At 62.0% G+C, this 18,170-nt stretch carries 14 protein-coding genes; 3 read left to right on the top strand and 11 right to left on the bottom strand.

Annotated elements, in window-relative coordinates; genetic code table 11:
- Position 1: 1 nt before the first annotated feature.
- The 7 genes from EI545_RS16135 to EI545_RS16105 are packed head-to-tail and all read right to left on the bottom strand — an operon-like array spanning position 2 to position 9,156.
- On the bottom strand, positions 2–1,105 hold the full coding sequence (locus tag EI545_RS16135; protein ID WP_125326412.1) for a polyamine ABC transporter substrate-binding protein: 1,104 nt from the start codon (positions 1,103–1,105) through the stop codon (positions 2–4).
- Positions 1,106–1,146: 41 nt separating this feature from the next.
- Positions 1,147–2,364 carry an aromatic ring-hydroxylating oxygenase subunit alpha gene (locus EI545_RS16130; protein ID WP_125326411.1) on the bottom strand — a complete coding sequence of 406 codons (1,218 nt, stop codon included), beginning with the start codon at positions 2,362–2,364 and terminating at the stop codon, positions 1,147–1,149.
- Positions 2,361–3,503 carry an aromatic ring-hydroxylating oxygenase subunit alpha gene (locus EI545_RS16125; RefSeq protein WP_125326410.1) on the bottom strand — a complete coding sequence of 381 codons (1,143 nt, stop codon included), beginning with the start codon at positions 3,501–3,503 and terminating at the stop codon, positions 2,361–2,363. Before EI545_RS16125 ends, EI545_RS16130 begins: the two co-directional genes overlap by 4 nt.
- Positions 3,503–4,699 (bottom strand): aminomethyl transferase family protein, encoded by a 1,197-nt coding sequence (locus EI545_RS16120; RefSeq protein ID WP_125326409.1) that lies wholly within the window; start codon positions 4,697–4,699, stop codon positions 3,503–3,505. The genes EI545_RS16125 and EI545_RS16120 overlap by 1 nt, the downstream gene beginning before the upstream one ends.
- The gene (locus EI545_RS16115) at positions 4,696–6,210 is read right to left on the bottom strand and encodes a phytoene desaturase family protein (RefSeq protein WP_216842464.1); all 1,515 of its coding nucleotides are present in this window, start codon (positions 6,208–6,210) and stop codon (positions 4,696–4,698) included. Before EI545_RS16115 ends, EI545_RS16120 begins: the two co-directional genes overlap by 4 nt.
- Positions 6,191–7,807: a phytoene desaturase family protein gene (locus tag EI545_RS16110; RefSeq protein WP_245990118.1), complete on the bottom strand. Its 1,617-nt coding sequence runs from the start codon at positions 7,805–7,807 to the stop codon at positions 6,191–6,193. Before EI545_RS16110 ends, EI545_RS16115 begins: the two co-directional genes overlap by 20 nt.
- Positions 7,804–9,156: an aspartate aminotransferase family protein gene (locus tag EI545_RS16105; protein WP_125326407.1), complete on the bottom strand. Its 1,353-nt coding sequence runs from the start codon at positions 9,154–9,156 to the stop codon at positions 7,804–7,806. Before EI545_RS16105 ends, EI545_RS16110 begins: the two co-directional genes overlap by 4 nt.
- Positions 9,157–9,354: 198 nt before the next feature.
- Between EI545_RS16105 and EI545_RS16100 the strand changes: the two genes are divergently transcribed.
- Positions 9,355–9,948, top strand: coding sequence for a TetR family transcriptional regulator C-terminal domain-containing protein (locus EI545_RS16100; RefSeq protein WP_216842463.1), 594 nt, complete (start codon positions 9,355–9,357; stop codon positions 9,946–9,948).
- Positions 9,949–10,056: 108 nt separating this feature from the next.
- Here the strand turns inward: EI545_RS16100 and fcl are convergent, their stop codons facing one another.
- The 3 genes from fcl to EI545_RS16085 form a co-directional block, all read right to left on the bottom strand.
- Positions 10,057–11,031: a GDP-L-fucose synthase gene (fcl, locus tag EI545_RS16095; RefSeq protein WP_125326405.1), complete on the bottom strand. Its 975-nt coding sequence runs from the start codon at positions 11,029–11,031 to the stop codon at positions 10,057–10,059.
- A 5-nt stretch (positions 11,032–11,036) separates the two neighbouring features.
- On the bottom strand, positions 11,037–12,155 hold the full coding sequence (gene gmd / locus EI545_RS16090) for a GDP-mannose 4,6-dehydratase (RefSeq protein WP_125326404.1): 1,119 nt from the start codon (positions 12,153–12,155) through the stop codon (positions 11,037–11,039).
- 94 nt (positions 12,156–12,249) lie between these two features.
- Positions 12,250–15,177, bottom strand: a complete 2,928-nt coding sequence (locus tag EI545_RS16085) for a hypothetical protein (RefSeq protein WP_125326403.1) — start codon at positions 15,175–15,177, stop codon at positions 12,250–12,252.
- 453 nt (positions 15,178–15,630) lie between these two features.
- On the opposite strand from EI545_RS16085, the gene EI545_RS16080 reads away from it, so the two are divergent.
- Both EI545_RS16080 and EI545_RS16075 read left to right on the top strand, forming a co-directional pair.
- A complete protein-coding gene (locus tag EI545_RS16080; protein ID WP_125326402.1) occupies positions 15,631–15,888 on the top strand; it encodes a metal-sensing transcriptional repressor in 258 nt (85 codons plus the stop codon).
- Position 15,889: 1 nt separating this feature from the next.
- Complete coding sequence (locus EI545_RS16075; protein WP_125326401.1) at positions 15,890–17,197, top strand: MFS transporter; 1,308 nt, start codon at positions 15,890–15,892, stop codon at positions 17,195–17,197.
- A 49-nt stretch (positions 17,198–17,246) separates the two neighbouring features.
- Here the strand turns inward: EI545_RS16075 and EI545_RS16070 are convergent, their stop codons facing one another.
- Entirely contained in the window at positions 17,247–18,158 is a 912-nt protein-coding gene (locus EI545_RS16070) for an EamA family transporter (RefSeq protein WP_125326400.1), read from the bottom strand.
- Positions 18,159–18,170 lie beyond the last annotated feature (12 nt).

Below are 18,170 nucleotides of genomic sequence, written 5' to 3'. Positions count from 1 at the left end.
CTTAACCGCCTGTCTTGATCACGGTCCAGATCCGGGTGATCGCCTCATCCTGCTCGGGTGACTGCGGTTTGGGCGTGTAGAGCCGCGACAGTGTTTCGGCGTCGGGATAGATCGCCGGGTCCGAAGCGATGCTGGGGTCAACCAAAGGCAGCGCCGCCTTGTTGGCATTGGCATAGCCGGTGTAGTTGGTGCAGGCGGCGATCACCTCGGGGCGCAGCAGGTAGTCGATGAACTTGTAGGCGTTGTCGACGTTTCTGGCATCGGACGGGATGGCCCAAAGGTCGAACCACGCCGGGGCGCCGGTTCTTGGCACATAATAGGCAAGGTCCATCTCAATCCCGGCCTCGGCCGCGCGGGCCTTGGCCACGCCATAGTCGCCCGACCAGTTGTTGACGGCGCAGACCTCGCCATTCGGGATCGCGGTCAGGTAGTTCGCGTTGTCGAAGGTCGCGATATAGGGGCGGATTTCGGCGAAGGCGGCGGCCATCTTCTCATACTCGGCCGGGCCGGCGGTATCGGGGTCGATGCCCAGCCATTTCAGCACGGTAAAGCCGATGTCAGTCGGACTATCGAGGATGGAAATCCCGCAATCGGCCAGCTTGGCGGCGTTTTCCGGAAGGAACAGCGTGTCGAGGCTTTCCAGATCGGCGTCCGGCAGGCGTTCGCGGACCATATCCAGGTTGTAGGTGATGCCGACCGAGCCCCACATGTAAGGCACCGTGTATTCGTTGCCCGGATCAAAGCCGTCCACGATCTTGAGAACGTCCGGGTCCAGATTGCCAAAACCGGTCAGCTTGGCGCGGTCGATCTTCTGATAGACCCCAGCCTTGACCATCTGGTGCAGGGACAGCCCCGACTGCAGCACCAGATCATAGCCGGACGACCCTGCCAGCATCTTGGCCTGCATCTCTTCCGAGCTTGCGTAAAGGTCATAGACCACGTCGATCCCAGTCTCGGATGCGAAATCCGCCACCGTCGTTTCGCCGATGTAATCGGCCCAGTTATAGACATTCAGCGACCCGGCCTGCGCCCAGGAGGGCCGCACCCAAGGGGCAGTCAGGATGGCCCCGGTTCCGATCAACGTCTGACGGCGGTTGAGTTTCATGGCGTTTTCTCCCCGTGTTTTGAATGTGTTTCTTTTGACGGTTACGTCCCGACACTCGTCTGGCAAGACATTTCTTCGTTCAGGCTGGCAATCCGGTCTTCCGGTGGTGCCTTGTCGAGGGTCATCACGGGCATCACGGCGCGCAGCCCATCGTGATGGGCGCGCAGCCCGTATTCGAGGTCGGAAAGGTGAAATCCTTCAAAGGCATCCGACTTCATCGACTCGTTCGACCAGATCGAAAGCTGCCGATCCTCGGCCGAGGTGTCGCGGTCGATCCGATAGGACAGATAGCGTGCCAGCCGGGTCTGGCGGGTTTCGCCCGGCCAGCGGTAGCTGCGGCCGGACTGATGCGTCTTCCGCGCCGAAGTCGGGGTGTCCTTGTAGAACAATGCCCCTTCCGGGGTGAAGACAAACCCGATGTTGGGAAACAGTCCGTAATAGGTCCAGGCCTTCTGCAGATGCTTGGGCAGGTCCGGCCGGTCGAGCGAGAACTTGACGTAGTTCCGCACCGACCAAAGCCGTCCCGGCACATCGCCAAAGAACCCGTGCGAGACTGACAACCCGTTTGACAGGCTGAGATCGCGGTAGGTCCTGCCATAGAGGTCCTGCAAGCCCGGATGGGCCATCGCGACGTGATAGCCTTCGTTGTCCACATCGCGGACGGATTTCCAGTTGACCGGCAAGCTGCCGGAAAACTCCTGCTCCCGCACCGGCAACAGGTTTTCGGCCCCATAGGCCAGCAAGTCAGCCTCGACCGGGGCCATGATCGTGGCGACCGAAGGCTGCGGGCCGGGCTTGAAGCGCAGAAAGATGAAGCCGTGGAAAACCTCCATCTCGATCGGCATCAGGCCGAATTTCTCACGCGGGAGGTCGCCAAAGGATGTGGGCCGCGCCGCGCCGCGCAGGGTGCCGTCGAGGTTGTAGACCCAGCCGTGGAACGGGCAGACGATGGACCCCGAACAATGGCCGGTCGTGCCTTCGACAACGCGGGCGCCCCGGTGGCGGCAGAGGTTGTGGAAGGCCCGCACCACGCCATCCGCTCCCCGCATCACGACAGCGCGTTCGCCCAGCATGTCATGGCCCAGCCAGTCGCCGGTATCGGGAATGTCGCTGACATGGCCCACGACCTGCCAATGGGTCAGGAACAGCTTGTCACGCTCCAGCGCGAACATCGCGTCGGAATGATAGGTCCAGCCGGGCAGACCGCGCCGGTCCCAGTCGTTCGGAATGGTCAGGCTTGGATAGGGAAGTTCGGTCATGTGGGTCTCTCCATCTCGGCCAGCAGCCACTGTTGAAAGCGGTGGATCTCGTATTCCTCGGGCATCAGCCGCGCCGCGGTGAAGGCGGGGGACCGCATGCCGCGATGGTTCATTTCGGACGCGGCCCCGTCCTGCGCCATGACGATCTTGGCGAAGGCGGCCACGCTTTCCGCGTCAAAGCCGGGCTGGGCCAGCGTTTCGGGGGCGAAGTACCATTCCGCGATCAGCCGGGTCTGTTCCGGCCCAAGGGGCTCCAGCCGGACGGCGCGGACGTAATCGGGGTGCGCCACCACATAGGCCGAAGGCCAAAGCGTGACAAAGCTGTAGCCCGCCTGCCGTTCGGCCTTGGTCAGCCCGGGAAAGACCGGGCCACAGAGCGCACCATCCAGCGTCCAGCTTTGCGCGCCCGGGCGCAGGTTGGGCTGTTCGGCGGTCTCGGGCGTCCAGCCCAGTGCCTCGGACGCGCCCATGACGCCGGTGCCGTAGATCGGCACCATGTCACACAGTTCGGGGTGGATGCCGGGGCAGTGCAGACATTCCGAGTAGTTTTCCCAGAAGGCTTTCCAATTGCACTCCAGCACGGTTTCCCAGCGGTGCCCGGTGACAAGGTCGGCCATCGGCCAGTTTCGCAGCGTGTCCAGCCCCACATCGGCCCAGATTTCACCGGGGGTGGCGCTTTGCGACAGGAACAGGAACCCGTTCCAGACCCGCGACGCCACCGGCTTCAGCCCATGCGCGCGCGGGTCGAAATCGGCAGTCGGCACGGCATGGGCGGTAGAGACCAGCCGACCGTCAGCGGTGGCATAGGCAAAGGCGTGATAGGGGCAGCGGATCAGCTTGCCGACCGGCTCCACCGCTTCGCGGCACAGCTCGGATCCGCGATGCGGGCAGGAATTGTGGTAGGCGGTGAGCGTCCCGGCCGCATCGTGCACGACGATCACGTCAGCCGCGCCAAGCGTCACGCGTTGCATCGTCCCGGCAGCAAAGTCCGCTTCACGGCCCACCATGACCCACTGCCGGGCAAAGACCGTCGCCATTTCGCGGGCAAACCAGCCGGGGTCCAGATAGGCCGCGCGGGGCAGGCCTTCGGGGCAATGATCAAGGCGCGGCGAAAGGGGGTGACGATCAGCCTGTCCCATCAAAACCTCCCCGGTGGCGTGGCGCGGCGGCGGTCGGGGGTGAAGAACGGCCGGTCAACCACCCGCGCCCGCATCATCAGCTTTTCATAGTGCAACTCTCGCAGGGCGTAGATTTCCGCCCAGACATCGGCCCCCCCCGCATGTTTCGTCAAAATCTGCGCCAGTGCGATGTTTTTCTTCAAGGCGGGCGACCAGCAAGCCCCGGTGATGACGCCCACCTCATGCTTTTGGGCGTGGTAGAGGATCGCACCTTCGGCCGGGATGTTTCCGTCAATCTCCAACCCCACGAAGGACCATGTGGTGCCACGGTCCCGCTGCCGCAGCAGCGCCGCCTTGCCGGTGAAATGACCCTTGTCCCAGTCGATCAGCCAGCCCAGCCCCATTTCCAACGGGCTGCGCAGCCGGTCTTCGCGCAGGCAGATGTCTGCCGGGGTGAAGTCCATTCCGGTGATGATGAACCCCGCCTCCAGCCGCGCGATGTTCAGCGCTTCGGAGCCGATGGGGCGCAGGCCATGCAGGCGGCCCGCGTCAAACAGCCGATCCCACAGCGGCAAAGCCTGATCTGGGGTCGTCCAAAGCTCATAGCCAAGATCGCCGGTAAATCCGGTGCGCGAGATCGTCACCCTACCCTGCCCCTGAAGGAAATCGGCCATGCGGAACGGCTTCAGCCCGTCGATGGCAAAGCCCGCAAGGCGCAGCACTTCGGCCGAGGTGGGGCCTTGCAGCGACAGGGCCGCAATCGCTTCGGTTTCGTCGGTGATTGTCACGTCAAAGCCATGCGCACTGTCCAAGAGCCACGGCAGATGACGCTCCTGACAGCAGAGCCGGTAGCTGTCAGGCCCCAGCCGGAACAGGGTGCCGTCATCCAGCAGATGGCCCTGGTCATTGACCCATGCCGTGTACTGAACCCCGCCCACGGACAGCCGTGCGACATTGCGGATCGTCAGGCGGTTGAGATAGGCCTCGGCCTCTGGCCCTTCGATCAGGTATTTGATCATCGGGCACAGATCGTAAACCGTCGCCGCATTGCGGATGGCCGAATGTTCCATCGACAGGTCTTCAAAGGTCAGCGCGGTGGTATAGCCGCCCCAGTTGCCCCATGCCCAAAGTTTGTTCGCGGCGCTGGTCCGTTCGTGGAAGGGCGTTGCAAGCAGCGGCGTCTCATAGTGGCGCAGGCTGGGCGTCTGACTGGTCATCCGGCAGCCTCCATCGCCGCGGCGGCGTTCCAGCCGGCCGAACCGGACACTCCCCCACCCGGGTGGCATCCGGCCGAGGCCAGCCATAGGCCGGGGATCGGTCCTTTGTACTGCGACAGGCCGGGAAACGGCCGCAGGAACAGCATCTGCTCCACGCTCAACTCGCCCGCGTGCCATTGCCCGCCGGGTAGCCCGGTCATCGCTTCGATGTCGTAGGGCATCAGCAGTTCGGCGGCTTCGACGAGGTCTGGCAGGCCCGGGGCATAGGCCCCCAGTTGGGCAAGGCAGGCTTGCAGCATCGCGGCTCGGGCGGCATCGCGATCTGGCGGCGCATGCGGGGCGAACTGCACGATGGCGGACAGGCGGTGGCGGCCATCGGGGGCGGGTTCATGCGCGGTGGGAAGCACAATCTCCATCACCGGGGCCTCGGGGGTCTGGCCATACTTGACCGGGTTGAAGGCCTGTTCGACGGCATGCTCCGACGCCGCAATGACCAGGCGGTCCTTCGGGTTGGCACCGCGGAAATCCGGCAGGGACCGCAGGGTCAGGTGCAGCTTGGCCGCACCGCCCCGGGCCTTTTGCTGGCGCGCACGCGTGGTCAGGCCGGCATCAATGTGCCTTGGGCCGATCAGGTCCAAGAGCGTGACCTTGGGCGCAAGGGCAGACACGACGCGCGGAGCCCGGATCTCCTCCCCCCCGGCAAGGACGACACCGACCGCCCGCTCCCCCTCGACGAGGATGCGGGACACGCGGGCGGCGCAGCGCAGGGTCACCCCTTGTGCCGCAGCCGCCCGCGCCATGGCGGTCCCCAGTGCCGCCATTCCGCCCTTGGGCAGACCCAAGGCACCCTGCACCCCCGCCGTCTGCCCGGACAGGCGGACCAACCAAGGCAGCACCGAATTGGGCGACCGGGGGCCAAGCCAGCCCCCCAGCGTGGCATCGAAGGCCAAAGCGCCCTTGAGCAGCGGTGACGTCAGTTCGTCATCCAGCAGGTCATGCACGTTGGTCAGCAATATCCGGCCAAGTTCACGGAAGTCGGCGGCCCCCATCAGCCGGGCGCGCAGCCCGATCATCGCAAGCTTTACCATCGGGTTGCCCGCACCCTTTGCGATGCGGGGCGGGGTCATCTGGTTCAGCGGCGACAGGACGGCGGCAAAGCGCAGAAGCCTTGCCCGCAAGCTGGCCCATGCGGCGCGGTCTTGGGCCGGGACGTCACCGGTCAGCCGGTCGCCCAGCGCGCCCTCCAGCCGCAGGTGGTTGCCATCCGGTGACAGGGCGGTGGTTGCAAGGTTGGCGGCAAGCCATTCCAGCCCATGCGCCGACAGGTTCATCGCAGCCGCAACCCGGGGGTCAAGGTTGTAGGACAGATGCGACAGGGCCGCCCCACCGCCGGGGGTATCTGCCCCCTCAAGCACCAGCACGGACGCGCCCTTCGCAGCCAGCCGATGCGCTGCCGCCAGCCCGTTCAGCCCCGCGCCGATGACGATGGTATCATACGATGGCATAGGCATCGCTCATGTCCTTCGCCGGGCGTTTCATGTCGCGCAGGATTTCCGCCGCCGCGTTGCGCCCCGGCGCGCCCATCACGCCCCCGCCCGGATGGGTGGAGGACCCGCAGATCCACAGGTCGCGGATCGGGCTGCGGTAGTTCGCATAGCCCGGCACGGGCCGGTTGAAGAACATCTGATCGAAGGTCAGCTCGCCCTGGAAGATGTTGCCTTCGGTCAGCCCAACCTCGGCCTCCAGCTCGCGCGGGGTGCGGACTTCGACATGCAGGATCAGGGACTTGAAGCCCGGCGCATAGGCCTCGATCTGGTTGAGGCAGGCGTCGCGGAACCCGTCGCGGTCGGCGTCGGTCCAGTCGCGCCCCTCGATCTTTGGCGGGGCGTATTGCACGAAGCAGGACATGAAGTGCTTGCCCGGAGGTGTCATGGTCGGGTCGATCAACGTGGGGATCATCACATCCTGGAACGGATCGCGGCTGAAATGGCCGGCCTTCCAGTCGTCATAGGCAGCTTCCATCTTCGCGATGCTGTCGGTGAAGTGCAGATCGCCCTTGATGTTCGGCGCGCCGTCGGGAAGGGCTGGGAAACGCGGCACCCCGTCCAGCGCGATGTTCAGCTTGCCGGACGATCCACGAGTCTTGAAGGCGCGCACGCGTTTCAGGAACGGGTCGGGCAGTTCCTTTTCCTCGACATGCTTGAGGAAGGTCCGCCGCACATCCATGTTCGACACAACGCGGGCAGCGCGGATTTCTTCGCCGGTGTCCAGCACCACGCCAACGGCTTTCCCGCCCTTGACGACGATCTGCTGCACCCCCGCCCCAACCCGCACCTCACCACCCGAGGCCCGCAGACTGTCGGTCAGCGCCTTGGTGATCGACCCCATCCCCCCACGGGAATACCCCCATGAGCCGACGTTGCCATCCACATCCCCCATCGCGTGATGCAAGAGGACGTAGGCGGTGCCCGGCGACATCGGTCCCAGCGCCGTGCCGATGATCGACCCCACCGCCTGATAGGCCTTCACAGCCGGATTTTCGAAGTAGCCGTCCAGAAAATCGGCAATCGACATCGTCCAGAACCGCAGCATATCATAGACCTGCGTTTCAGACTGGCCGGTGATCTGCTTGCCAAGCCAAGCCAGTTCCGCCAGATCGCGTGGCCGGACACTGGCCAGATCCGGCGGCCGCCGCATCAGCATGGGGCGGATCAGGCGGCAGTTGCGCAGGATGTCGCGGGAATAGCGATCATACGCCTCGGCATCGCGGGGGGAGTGGCGGGCGATTTCGCGCCGGTTCGCCTCATGGTCGCGGAACATGCCCAGATAGCCACCGCCGCCGGTGAACAGCGCCCCACCCTCATATGGCAGGATCTGCAGACCATGCCTTGGCAGTTCCAGATCGCGCATGATCTCGGGGCGGAACAGGCTGCTGACGTAAGAGCAGTTGGAATAGGTGAAACCCGGGAACAGCTCACGGCTGACCGCGGCGCCCCCGATCCAGTCGTTCTTTTCGACCACCAGCACCTTCAACCCGGCCCGCGCAAGGTAACAGGCCGTCACCAGCCCGTTGTGCCCTGCCCCGATGATCAGCGCATCAAGGGTCACGATGCGCGCGCCTCGGCCTCGACGTGTTCCAGTGTCAGGTCGACGGCGGTTTCCACGGCCTTCAGGGTGTCAGTCAGGCAGGTGGCGTCCAGCCCATGCGCTTCGCACATGAACCATGGTTCGCGGCTGTCCGGTTCCACGATGACGCCAAGGTCATGCAGGAAATAGGCCATCTGGTCATAGAAACTATAGTCCGACGTTTTCCACGCCCGGTAATTGTCCGGCGGGGTTTCCGCAAAGAACAGCCCGAACATTGACGGATGCCCGGTGTAGGAATGCACGATCTTGCGGGCGTTCAGAATGTCCGAGATCCCGGCTTTCAACTTCTCGCCATAGGCGGCGAGCGTCTCCAGCGCCGGGGTTTCGTCAAGGATGCGCAGGCATTCCTCGGCCGCGGCAAGGCTGACGGAATGGGCGGTATAGGTGCCGCCATGACTTGCCCCGCCATAGCGGAAGTTGCGCATCACCGCCTCGCGCCCGGCGATGACCGCAATGGGATAGCCGTTGGCGACGGCCTTGGCGAAGGTGGTGATGTCCGGGGTCACCCCCATCAACCCTTGAATCCCGCCCTTGCCGACACGAAAGCCCGATTTCACCTCGTCGATGATCAGCATCACGCCGTGTTTGGTGCACAGCTCGCGCGCCAGACGGACATAGGCCGGATCGGCCATGATCGAACAGCAGTTGCCCTGGATAGGCTCGATCAGCATGGCAGCCAGCCTGTCGCCATGTTTGCGGAACATGTCTTCCAGACGCTCATAGTCATTCATCGGCGTGATATGCGCCAACTGCTTGATCGTGGGCGGAATGCCCTTGCCATAGGGCACAAGCTCGGGGTCCGTGTTCGACCCGAGGTCCCATTCATCCATATTCGACATCCACATCGCGGCGTCGAACAGCCCGTGATAGCCGCCCTCAACCAGCAGATACTGCTCGCGCCCGGTGTGCGCGCGGGCCAGACGCAAGGCGGCCATGACCGCCTCGGTGCCCGAATTGGAAAAGCGCACCAGTTCCGCCGCCGGCACCATCTTGGCGATCCGGTCCGCGACGGTCAGTTCCCGCTCGGTCGACAGGGCAAAGACACCGCCCACTTCCATCCCCTTGCGGGCGGCCGCGTCCACACGATCATCGGCGTAGCCAAGGATCGCTGGGCCATAGCCAAGGCGGTAGTCGACGTAATTGTTCCCATCAATGTCCCATGTCCGCCCGCCTTTGCCGTGATGGACATAGACCGTCCGGTCATCGCCCCAGTAACGGAATGTCGACGATACCCCCAGCGGCAGCCGCTTCACGGCGCGCTGAAACTGGGCATTCGACTTGGTCAGGTTGCGGGTCGGAAGTTTGGTCATGTCAGACTCGGAATTGTTGCGGTCACCAAGGCTGGCATTCGACTGACTGGATTGTCAATCAGAACTTTGGCATTGTTCACCGGTCGCAGGACGCTAAGACTCACCCTCAGACAACCAGAGGCCGACGTGACCGCATCCCAAACCACTGCCGCGCCCCCTCTGCCCCGCACGCAAAGCCGTGATGCCAGGCGGACGCAGTTGATCGAAGCGACGATTGCCACACTGTCCGATCGCGGCTTTTCCCGCACCACGCTGACCGAGGTGGCAAGGCGCGCCGGGCTAAGCCACGGCCTCGTGCTGTTTCACTTCCAGTCCAAGGACAACCTGCTGTCCGAAACCCTGGACTACCTGTCCGAGGAATACCGCACCAACTGGCAAGCTGCGCTGGCCGAGGCCGGACCCGCCCCCGAGGCGCAATTGGCAGCCATCGTCAAAGCAGACTTCTCGCCCACTGTCTGCACGCCGGATCGGCTGTCCTCATGGTGCGCGTTCTGGGGGGAAAGCCAAAGCCGCCCGCTGTACCAGGCCCGCTGCGGCGCGAACGATGCGCATTACAACCAGACATTGGAAGAGATCTGCGCCCGGATGAACGCCCAGTACGGCTATGCCAGTGATCCCAGACGCACGGCCCGACTGATACGCATCATGACCGAAGGCGTTTGGCTGGACATGATGACGCTGGTGGAGCCCTACCCCGTCCAAGAGGCCATGGATACTGTCTTTGCCGGGCTAAGCGCGCTTTACCCGCGCCATTTCGGACCAGTACCCGCGGCGCAAGGCACCACGCCGTGATCCTTCACGGCCGCATTGTGCTGCATCGCAACGGCCAGACCAGGCACCGAGACCGGGCTCAGGGTCGGTGTCAGAGAAATTGCCGGAAACCTGAATACCTTCTCGGCTCTATTTCGCCCGCAAGCCCTGCTCGCTCTGCTTCAGGAACCAGTCGTAGGTGGACCTGATGCCGTCCTCCAACGAGATTGAACTCTTCCAGCCAAGGCGCGCCAGCCGGCTGACGTCCATCAGCTTTCTTGGTGCACCATCTGGTTTCGTCGTGTCGAAAGCAATCTGCCCTTTGAAGCCGACCACCCCGGCGACCAATTCTGCCAATTCCCGGATGGTCACGTCAGTCCCCGATCCGACGTTGATATGGCTTAGCATTGGGGACGTTTCGCGCTGGTAGATGTCCTCTGGCAGTTCCATCACAAACAGGGATGCCGCCGCCATATCGTCGACGTGCAGGAACTCCCGCATCGGGGCTCCTGTACCCCAGATCACGACTTCCTCATTGTCATTCCTCACGGCCTCGTGGAAACGGCGAAGCAGTGCTGGCAACACATGGCTGTTATCAGGGTGAAAATTGTCGCCCGGTCCATAGAGGTTGGTCGGCATAACCGAGCGGTAGTCGGTGGAATACTGCCGGTTGTAGCTTTCACACAGTTTGATCCCGGCAATCTTGGCAATCGCGTAGGGCTCATTCGTGGGCTCAAGCGGGCCGGTCAAGAGAGCATCTTCCCGCATCGGCTGGACAGCGAGCCTTGGGTAGATGCAGCTTGATCCCAACTGAAGCAGCTTTGTGACGCCAGCGGCATAGGCCTCATGGATCACGTTGCACTCGATCATAAGGTTTTCGTAGATGAACTGTGCGGGATAATGATTGTTGGCGTGAATTCCCCCGACCCTGGCCGCGGCCAGCACAACTTGATCGGGTTTCTCGGTCTGAAAGAAGACCCTCACGGCAGCCTGATCCGTCAGGTCCAGCGCCTCATGGGTTCGGGTGATCAGAGTTAGATCATCACCACGATCTCTGCGCGCCTCAAGCTGGCGCAGGATTGCTCCGCCAACCATGCCCCGATGGCCTGCAATATAGATCTTCATCGGGATCACCCTTGGATGGACATGGGAATATTCAAGCCGTTTGCTTTCAGGAAAGCATGACGTTTCGCGCTTTTGAGATCCTCGGCGACCATCTCCGCGCACATCTCCTGCGCCGAAATCTCCGGGACCCAGCCGAGCTTCTCCCGCGCTTTCGTAGCGTCTCCAAGCAGTGATGCAACCTCGGCCGGACGAAAGTAGCGCGGATCAATGCGCATGATCACGTCACCCACCGAAAGCGCCGGCGCATTGTCACCTTCGATGGCTGCAACCGTGGCGATTTCGCCAAGGCCCTCGCCAGAAAACTCAAGCGTGACGCCCAATTCTGCAGCGGACCAGGCGATGAACTGTCGCACCGAGTATTGCAGACCTGTCGCGATCACGAAATCCTCCGGCTCAGCCTGCTGGAGCATCATCCACTGCATGCGAACATAGTCCTTCGCGTGTCCCCAATCCCGCAGCGCGTCGATGTTTCCCATGTAAAGGCACTGATCAAGGCCCTGGGCGATATTGGCCAGACCGCGCGTAATCTTGCGGGTCACGAAGGTCTCCCCTCTCCTTGGGCTCTCATGGTTGAACAGGATGCCATTGCAGGCATACATTCCGTAAGCCTCGCGATAGTTCACCAAAATCCAGTAGGCGTACAGTTTGGCGACGGCATATGGGCTGCGCGGATGGAACGGAGTGGTTTCCGTCTGTGGCGTTTCCCGGACCAGGCCGTAAAGCTCGGAGGTCGAGGCCTGATAGAAACGGGTCTTGTTTTCCAGGCGGAGAAACCGGATCGCCTCAAGCAGGCGCAACGTCCCGATCCCGTCAACATCGGCGGTGTACTCGGGTGCTTCAAAGCTGACTGCGACATGCGATTGCGCCCCCAGATTATACACCTCATCGGGCTGCACCTCTTGCAGGATACGCGTGAGGTTGGAACTGTCTGTCAGGTCGCCATAGTGCAGTCTGAACCGCGAATTGTCGGTGTGCGGATCCTCGTAGATATGATCAATGCGCTGCGTGTTGAAGGAAGAGGCACGACGCTTGATACCGTGGACCTCGTAGCCTTTTTCCAGCAGAAACTCAGCAAGGTAGGAGCCATCCTGTCCCGTCACTCCGGTGATAAGCGCTTTTTTCATTGTGCTCTTTTGTCCTTTGCTCGAACTGCGCGATTTTTGAGAGGTTTTTCAGCGTGAGTGTGCCGACACCTCGGATGTCATTTGTGCGCAGGTCTCATCGGGACCTCATGTTGGCGGAACGTACAGTCGAACGGTGACGCCGGTACCCGTCGCGCGCCAGATCAAGCTTTGACAGCCGTTCACTGAGCAAGCTTCGGAAGACATCCGCCGGCAGCTGAGGTTGTGATTGATGGAATGCCGCAATGGCGGCTTTGGTTCCAGGCCAGGTTTCAGACATCTCGGCAACGGCCTTTGCGATCGACTGAGGATCACCGGCAGGGATGCCGAGGTATGGATAACCGACTGCGTCCAGTTCACTGCAAAGGCCAGATTCCATACTTAAGATCAAGGCCTTGCGGCCGTGGATTGCTTCCCACAGCACGCCCGATCCGCGCATGCCGTACTCCGCCGTGTAGGGCAGGACAAGAACATCAAGGCGCGCGAAAGCATCTTCATATCCCGTCCCGGGCAGCATGCCGTCAAGGAATTCAACCTGAGCCCGGTCTGCTGCGCGAAGACGCTCCAGTCTGTCATGGGCGCCGTTGTTCCAACGCGAAACCACCTCTCCGTCCACCTGCACCAGCCATCGAATATCGTCAGGAGCGATCTCGATCGCCTGCAGAATTGGACCGATTCCGCGTTCCTGCCGCGTCCCGCCGAGAATGCCGAATGTCGGATGGTCCACATCCCGCCTTGGCAAACGCATCATGCGCTCAGAGGGCAAATAGGGGAATTTTTCCACAGGGATTGATGGGGCTTCGCTGCCGAGCCAGTCGATCGTCGCTGATGTTTCTGCAAAAAGTATTGAGTCTGCTCCCGAAACCTCTGACAGGGCCTTGAACGTATCCGCGACCATCCCGGGAAAAGCAGCCTCAAGGCTGGCGAGAAGGGGCTGGTCGGCGTTCAGGAACCCGAGGATCAACACACGTGGTCGTGCTTGCCCAAGGTCCTTCAGACAGCTCACAAGCCCTGGCAACATCCGCCCATAAAGCGAGTGCAGCACCAGAACATCCGGAACACCATTTTCAAAAAGACTGTCCAGTTCGCCCTTCAGAAAACGGTTCGTTCCTTCAACCGAGCGTGGATCGATCAGGTCCTTGGGGTCAACATATGGCGCGAAAAGCGTTGATTTCCTGACCCTGCGCCCCTCAAGGCTGATACCCGAGTACTGCCGCCCAACGATGATTTCAGGCGGCTCACCTGTTAACTCCCCCAGAACATCCGCAAAGAAATGGTTGTAAATCGCATGATGACCGGGCCCGTCAGTGTGCCCAGGGTCAAATATCACGCAACGCGCAACCTGATCGGGCACCATGGCCTTCGGGCTGATCCTGTCTGCAGACTTGAAGTCACCACCCATAGCAAGTTGGTTGACCAGCGGACGCCAGTTCTGTGGTGTCAGTTCGAGTGTTCCACCCTCTACCCTACGAACTGTTTCGCGCGCTGCCTCAACTGCGCCCTCGTAATTGCCGCACAGGCGCATGGCCCTTGCCATTGAGAGAAGGGCATCACCACGCGCGTCAGCCGGCACAAGAAGTTTCGAAATCAACTGCGCCCGCTCAATCTCACCAGTGGCGACCCAGTTTCTGATTGCGCTAAGGTGAGCCCACACCTGTGCGGAGCCAGAAAGTGCCAGCGCCTCCCAAAAATGGGCGGCGTGCAGCGGATCACCTGCAGCTTCAGACGCCATTGCCGCCTTGCGCACTGCGTCTTTCGTTGCGCCATCGGAAAAGTTAAGTGCCGCAAGCAGGCGTTTCAGCGCGTCAATGCTTTGTACATTGGCGATCATGAATGTGACAGCTTCGCGCCGCGCAGCGAAGGATGCGCCCACCATCGCGCTAGCGAAGGCCCGAAAATCACGATCTTTCGCCGATCCATCCAACAAGCCGATTGCCAGGCTTAGCGTAGGAACCAGAAACTTGACGCGCGCAGGTCGCCGAAGCTTTTCCCGACCCAACTGGTCACCCAGAATAGCAAGCGGAACCGACAGTGCCATGGCGAACTGTGACGGACTTTTCGCTTGGATGTGATCTTTGACGGCACGAAGCTTATTGGCCGCAGCCTCACGATCCAACCCGCCCACTTCAGCCGACAAGCGGCTGAAATCCAATGGTTTCCTCTTCAAAATCTCCATAGCGATTTGTTGGAGACTGTCAGGATCTTCAACCGTTTTTACTGGCTTGGCGGTTGATGGCTGAAGTCGTTTGGCTATTCTTGCATCTCTTTCGGCAATGATGTCCTCCGCCTCTTTGAGGCGACCGTAACGCTGAAAGACGTCACGGAAACACACGTCATAAAGCGCGGCCTCTTCCTTCAGGCTTTCGCAGACGATGCGCAGATCCTCATCCGAAAGCTCCGTTACAAAACGGTCTGCGATCCCTTTGTTGAACTCGGGCAGATCAGCGATTTTCCCGGACACGTCTTCATATACTTGATCTCGAATATGGCCAGCACCCAAATGGTCTGTGACCATGCCAACTACAAACGGAAAATCTTTCGCGATCAGATGGAAGGGAATCAAACAGACATTTGGCAGGCGAGAGAGAACGGAGAGGTTGTGGGAATACCATTTTATCGGGCCGATGACCTGCTCGATGTTTTCAAACTGGTAGAAAAAACGTGAGCTGCCAGTTTTTCGTTCAATCTTACCCGCATCCAGCATCGAAAGAGCAATATCACGCGGGTCACGAAACGACGCCACTACAGAAATTCGCCCAGATGTGACGCTTTCGCTTAAGAAGGCATCCAATAAGGTGTGTGACTTGAGAATGATCATTCCGTCACGGTCGGACATAGCCGTTTCGATGCGAACGATCAGCTCTTCATCAGGCGTTTCGATATAGCTCTCAAGATCTGGCATTCCAATCGAAGACTTGAACTCTGCCACCGGCATGCCGTTCAACATCTCGGCAACGGCACCACAAGTATACTCAATGCAGGTACTGCCAGATTTGGGTAGACCATTCGCAACGACAATTGTCACCTACTCTTACTCCTTAGCCGCGCCCCCAACTGCCGGAGGCACGGGGGCCATTCCACATTCGTCTCAAGATGTCCACCCCAACGGGCGCTTGTCCTAACCCGATCCAATCAGGGAAGCACCGTCCATTGTCCTCACATAGGGCGCGAACCGTATCGGTCACCAAAAGATTCGATCATCAAATAGTCCTCTCAGGCGTGTTCGCATAGCTGATCAGAATCCTCACGGTTGCGCGGCATCTGGTCAAGCCCAAAGGCCCGAGAGGAGACCCGGGTTGACGACATCAGCGTTGATCGAGATGGGCCGCCAGACGCCCCCGATCAAGGTGACCCCCATCACAAAGCGACCAAAGCCCGCCGCATCCCGCCAGCCGTCTTTGCATCGCCCTTTCCGTCGCGGACGCATTCCCCTGTTCCTTCGCTTGCCTTATCCCCCCCGGGGGGATAGGCTCACTCCATGTCAGAACCTCATATCCATGCCAGCCACCCAGCCATTGCGACCCGGCTGAAACGTGCCGAAGGGCATCTGCGCCGCATCATCGGCATGATCGAGGAGGGGCGGCCATGCGTCGATCTGGCCACGCAACTGCACGCGGTCGAACGCGCGGTGGCCGAGGCGAAGCGCGCGCTGATCCATGACCACATTGACCACTGCGTCTCGGCTGCCAGCGATCACGATCTGGCCGAGATCAAGGCCCTGACGAAGCTGCTGTAAGATGCTCAGCACGCTGAAGAACCCGACCTTCCGTCATCTCTTCGCCGCACAGCTTGTTGCGCTTTTGGGAACGGGTCTTGCGACCGTAGCGCTTGGCCTGCTGGCCTGGCAGCTTGCAGGTGACAATGCGGGTGCCGTGCTGGGCACGGCGCTAGCAATTAAGATGGTGGCCTATGTGACGCTGGCCCCGTTGGCGGCGGCTATCGCGGAACGCCTGCCACGCCGGGCCTTTCTTGTCGGACTGGACCTGATCCGTGCGGCCGTCATCGCCTTCCTGCCCTTCGTGTCCGAGGTCTGGCAGATCTATGTGCTGATCTTCTTCCTGCAGGCCGCCTCGGCCGGGTTCACTCCGGCGTTTCAGGCTGTGGTTCCTGACGTGTTGAAAGACGAGGGGGACTACACCAACGCCCTGTCCCTGCTGCGGCTGACCGAGGATCTGGAGCAATTGGCCTCGCCCATGCTGGCAGCGCTGCTTTTGACGGTTGTCAGCTTCCCTGCGCTGTTTGCGGGCACGGTTCTGGGCTTTGTCGCGTCGGCGCTGCTTGTGGTGACGGCGCGCCTGCCCAACCGGGCAAGAGTGGAAGGCAGCCCCTTCTGGGCCGATGTCACCAAGGGCATCCGCATCTACACGCGCACCCCCCGCCTGCGCGGGTTGATGGTGATGGAGGCCGCCGTCGCAGCCGCAGGGTCGATGGTTTACGTGAACACGGTCGTTCTGGTGCAGGCGCGACTGGGTCTGGGCGAAGAAGCCGTGGCGCTGGCCTTCGCGGGTTTCGGCGCGGGGTCCATGCTGGCGGCGTTTCTGCTGCCGCGCATTCTTGACCGGCTGGACGATCGGCCAGTGATGATCGGGGGCGCGGCGCTGATGGTCGCCGGCGTGGCGCTGGTGCCGATGGTGGGCAGCCTTGGCATGTTGATTGCGCTTTGGGCGGCAATCGGTTTCGGGTTCTCCCTGACCCAGACCCCCATCGGGCGGATCATCAACCGTTCCGCGCATGATACCGACCGGGGCGCGGTCTTTGCCGCGCAGTTTGCCTTGTCGCACGCCTGCTGGCTGGTCACCTATCCCCTCGCCGGCTGGATCGGCGCGGGCGCCGGACTTTCCGTTGCGGCGATCACGCTTGCCGTCATCGGCGCGGCGGCTCTGACCGCCGTTCTGCGGCTCTGGCCAGCCGATGACCAGAACATCCTGCGACACGACCACCCCGATCTGCCGCCCGACCACCCGCATCTGGCCGCACACGGTCAGCACCACGCCCACGCCGTTGCCATCGACGACCTGCACCGCCGCTGGCCGAAGGGGGCGTGATGCAAGGCCGTTCCTGTTCAGGATAGCCCGGCCACTGGGCAGTACAGGGTCAACGACCCTGCCCTCCTGCGCGGTGCCCGCGTCGACCTCGCAAAGTTGCAGGCGCGATTTCTGCACGGCGTGCGGCGGTCTGACCAACCCAGATCGACGCCAGGACGATGGCGGCACCTGCAAGCTGGACTGCGGTCAGGGACTCGCCTAGCCAAACCCACCCAAGGACGACCGCTGTGACGGGGCTCAGCATTCCCAGCATCGCAACCGGGCTCGGCCCAAGGCGGGCTATACCGCGCAACCAAAGCCCGTAGGTCGCTGCGGCTCCGATCAGGCCAAGCCACACCAAGCCCAGCAGGTTGGTTGCGGTCAGGGGCGGCAAAGACGGCTCGGCAAGCAGGGCGACCGGCAGCAGAAGCAGTCCGCCCGCGGTCAGTTGCCATGCGGTGAAGGAAAGCACGGGCACCTGTGGCTGCCATTTGCGGCTCAGCACGGTGCCTGCGGCCATCGATACTGTGCCACAAATGGCGGCGAGGATGCCGATCAGATCGTATCCCGTATCGGACCCCAGCAGAAGCAGCGCCACGCCCAATACGCCGAAGATGGCCGCAAGCACCGACACGGCCTGGATCGCGGTCCCAAGAAACCAGCGGGCAAAGCCGATCACCATCAGCGCCTGCAAGGCCCCCAGAGTCGCAGCGGCCCCGCCCGGCAGACGGTAGGCCGCCACGAACAGACAGGCCCAGAAGACCGCGAAGTTCAACGCTCCCAGAACCAGCAGCCGACCGAACAGGGCGCGCGGTGGCAAAGACCGGGTCATCACAAGCAGCAAGAGCCCCGCCGGAAGCGCACGCAAGGCCGCGACGGTCAGGGGAAAGCCATCTGGCAGGGTTTCGGTCGTGACAAGGTAAGTGCTGCCCCAGACGACCGGGGCAAGCGCGGTCAGGGAAATGTCGGCAGTGCGGTGCATGGCGGGGCTCCG

This window comes from Tabrizicola piscis (genome assembly GCF_003940805.1).
Taxonomy (GTDB): domain Bacteria; phylum Pseudomonadota; class Alphaproteobacteria; order Rhodobacterales; family Rhodobacteraceae; genus Tabrizicola; species Tabrizicola piscis.
This window is presented reverse-complemented; position numbering and strand designations above follow the sequence as displayed.

Coding starts and splice junctions, on each gene's coding strand:
- EI545_RS16135 (WP_125326412.1), bottom strand. CDS start 1,105: ATGAAACTCAACCGCCGTCAGACGTTGATCGGAACCGGGGCCATCCTG.
- EI545_RS16130 (WP_125326411.1), bottom strand. CDS start 2,364: ATGACCGAACTTCCCTATCCAAGCCTGACCATTCCGAACGACTGGGAC.
- EI545_RS16125 (WP_125326410.1), bottom strand. CDS start 3,503: ATGGGACAGGCTGATCGTCACCCCCTTTCGCCGCGCCTTGATCATTGC.
- EI545_RS16120 (WP_125326409.1), bottom strand. CDS start 4,699: ATGACCAGTCAGACGCCCAGCCTGCGCCACTATGAGACGCCGCTGCTT.
- EI545_RS16115 (WP_216842464.1), bottom strand. CDS start 6,210: ATGCCTATGCCATCGTATGATACCATCGTCATCGGCGCGGGGCTGAAC.
- EI545_RS16105 (WP_125326407.1), bottom strand. CDS start 9,156: ATGACCAAACTTCCGACCCGCAACCTGACCAAGTCGAATGCCCAGTTT.
- fcl (WP_125326405.1), bottom strand. CDS start 11,031: ATGAAGATCTATATTGCAGGCCATCGGGGCATGGTTGGCGGAGCAATC.
- gmd (WP_125326404.1), bottom strand. CDS start 12,155: ATGAAAAAAGCGCTTATCACCGGAGTGACGGGACAGGATGGCTCCTAC.
- EI545_RS16080 (WP_125326402.1), top strand. CDS start 15,631: ATGTCAGAACCTCATATCCATGCCAGCCACCCAGCCATTGCGACCCGG.
- EI545_RS16075 (WP_125326401.1), top strand. CDS start 15,890: ATGCTCAGCACGCTGAAGAACCCGACCTTCCGTCATCTCTTCGCCGCA.
- EI545_RS16070 (WP_125326400.1), bottom strand. CDS start 18,158: ATGCACCGCACTGCCGACATTTCCCTGACCGCGCTTGCCCCGGTCGTC.